Origin of the sequence: Clostridium sp. UBA5119, from assembly GCF_002414285.1 — a bacterium.
GTDB lineage: Bacteria > Bacillota > Clostridia > Clostridiales > Clostridiaceae > Clostridium_J > Clostridium_J sulfidigenes.
Genome location: NZ_DHYX01000027.1, coordinates 4,372 through 7,333 on the forward strand (window position 1 = coordinate 4,372; position 2,962 = coordinate 7,333).

Below are 2,962 nucleotides of genomic sequence, written 5' to 3' on the forward strand. Positions count from 1 at the left end.
GTTTTGCTAGCATAACCTTAGTTTTTTGACCTCCACTTAAATTTTTAAAGGGAGTATCCATACCAAGGGCAGTTATACCAAGCCCTTTACACATAGTTTCAATATGCTTTTCAATATTATAAAATTCACTAGAATCCAGCCTATCTTGAAGATGACCTAATTTATTGATTAATTTATCATAGTCATCTACATCTCCGGTAGCTAATTTATTACTTATGAATAAGACCTTTTCTTCTAATTCATAAAGATTTCTATAGGCTTCCCTTAAGACTTCTTTTATGGTTAAATTTTCGTTTATATCAGAATTTTGTTTAAGANNTACAGGAAGAAGCTTTAGTAAAATTACCTTCATCGCAGATTAATTTTTCAGTTAAAATGTTAAACAGGGTAGTCTTACCAGCACCATTAACTCCAACGAGACCAGCGTGTTCGCCCTTTAGTAATCTAAGGGACATATTTTTAAAAATAGTTTTATCTCCAAAACTAAAGCTTAGATTTTCAATATTTAATATACTCATGTCTTTATACCTCCGTAAAATAAAAAAAGGAAAGAGGCTTTGCTCTTTCCTTAAATTTCATGTAAATTAATGCAGTGAAATTATATTCTAAATCATAGTAGAGTAAAAAATTAGATCTCATATTAGCTATAACAAAATAATAGTGTAGTGATACTAATTTAAATTCTATATGATTTAGAGTATGAAAAAAGAGTCTTATCCTGTAAAAGATAATTCTATTCAAATGTTTAGGTAAAAAAGGGCGCAGTTATCCCGTTATTAACCTAAAACACTTACAAGAACTACCATTTTACACAATTCGACTCAACCTCTTTCTTTGCATTAATTTATTTTAAATATAATAATATTCAATATATTTATTATTACATATATACATAAATATTATACCATAGTAGTTGGAAAAGTAAATACAGTAATAAAATAACTTTTACTTTTAAACATGCCCTCATACTAATCCTAGTAAGGAGTTTATAATTAAGAGAATGAAGTGAGAAGTAGATATTATAGAAAATACTTATTGTAGGCATTAATAAGTACTAATAGGACAATTGTATAAATTAGTAAGAATTCAATAATAGCATAAAAGTACTAAATACTGCGGATCTAAAGCCTTAATTAATGTTTCTAATAATAATATAATAGAATTAAGAAATTTAAATAAAAATTTCATGAAAGAGGGATAATTATGAAAAACTTAACATTAAGAGATGCAACGGAGGTGGATGCCCCCATTATCGCTGGTCTTATATATGATACTGAGGAAACACCAGATCATATTTGGGGCCAGGGCACTAAAGAGGAGATTTTAAATAGGATTCAATGGCTAGTATTAAGTCAGGAATCTAGATATTCATATTTAAATATAAAGGTAGCAGAACTAAATGGAAAGACCTGTGGAGCTATAATTCTTTTAAACAGTGAAGAAATATCTGATTTAGATACAAAAACTAGTTTTGAATTACTTCATATGATAAAAGGGATTAAAGGAAAAATAAAATTTATAAAGGACCTTATTTTAGGAATGTACTTAAAAGAGGGTGGAGATAAAGAGCTTTATATAGCAAACTTAGCAACTACTAAAAAAGTTAGAGGTCTTGGAATAGGAAAAGAACTAATGAAGTTAGCAGAAAAGGTAGCTAAAGAAAAAGGATATAAAGGTTGTTCACTGCTAGCTAAGGATGAGAAAGTAAGAAAGTTCTATGAAAACTTAGATTATAAATTTGAAAAAGAAGAAAAGTATTTTTCTCAATATTTATATAGAATGGTAAAAATGGTTTAATGTTATATATGTAAATTATAAGGACTAAATGTCCATGATATATATTACCTATGAAAAAAAGTCTTGTCATTTAGAAGTGACAAGACTTTTTTTATTTTTTTTTTTTTATTTTTTATTTAAAAAAAAAATTTAAAAAAATAAAAAAAAAAAAAAATTTTTTTATAAAAAAAAAAAANNGTTATTTCTAACTTTAACTATTTCTTTATTCTTAATATATACTCTAGGAATTCTGGATTTAATTCTGCAAAGAATTTCGTAGTTTATTGTGCCTAAGGCTTCTGCCATATCATCAGCGTTAAATTTTAAGTCTCCTTCTCCACCTAAAATAATAACTTCATCACCAGTTTTTACATTTTCTATGTCTGTTACATCAATCATACACTGATCCATACAAATTCTACCTAGAATACTAGCAAATTTACCATTAACAATTATCTTAGCATTTTCACTTAATGATCTAGGATAACCATCTCCATAGCCTATTGGTAGTGTAGCTACAATAGTTTTTTTATTAGTTTTAAAGGTTTTACCATAACTTATATACATATCCTTATGCAATTCTTTTACATGGGCTACCTTTGCTTTCAAAGTTAGAGCTGGTTTTACTGAAAGGTTATCCTTAGAAACTTCTTTAGAAGGGTAATAACCATAAAGTATAATGCCTGGTCTCACGCCATTTAAATAAGTTTCAGGCATATCTATAATTGCTCCACTATTAGAAATATGTTTTAACGGAATTTCAATTCCAAGAGCTTTTAAATCCTTCATAACCTTTTTTAATTTAAAAAGTTGTTCATTGGCATAGGATTTGTCTTTTTCATCAGAGGTGGAGAAGTGAGAATATATTCCAATCACTTCTAAACCTTCTAAGTTATAAACTTCATTTATAGTTTTAACGGTATCATCACCAGGGAGAAATCCTATTCTACCCATACCAGTATCTATGGCAATATGGATTTTAGCTTTTTTATTAAGGCTTAAGGCTATTTTTGATAGTTCCTTTGCATAATCTAAATCATATACTGTTTGCTCAATATCATAATTTATTAGCTCTTCGCCTAAGTGTAAAGGAGTATATCCTAAAATTACTATAGGAGCATTAATATTATTTTCTCTAAGCTCTATGGCTTCTGTCAGCATTGCTACAGCGAGTCTAGAGGCGCCA

The 2,962-nt window shown here is 28.1% G+C and carries 2 protein-coding genes and 1 pseudogene; 1 reads left to right on the plus strand and 2 read right to left on the minus strand.

Annotation, left to right across the window (positions count from 1 at the left end):
- A pseudogene (locus B2671_RS17555) lies at positions 1-455 on the minus strand (ATP-binding cassette domain-containing protein); the annotation flags it as partial.
- A gap of 748 nt (positions 456-1,203) precedes the next feature.
- On the opposite strand from B2671_RS17555, the gene B2671_RS03330 reads away from it, so the two are divergent.
- Positions 1,204-1,797 (plus strand): GNAT family N-acetyltransferase, encoded by a 594-nt coding sequence (locus B2671_RS03330; RefSeq protein WP_346869151.1) that lies wholly within the window; start codon positions 1,204-1,206, stop codon positions 1,795-1,797.
- A 159-nt stretch (positions 1,798-1,956) separates the two neighbouring features.
- Here the strand turns inward: B2671_RS03330 and alr are convergent.
- Positions 1,957-2,962: alanine racemase (gene alr / locus B2671_RS03335; RefSeq protein WP_346869152.1), on the minus strand; the 1,006-nt coding region annotated here is incomplete at its 5' end.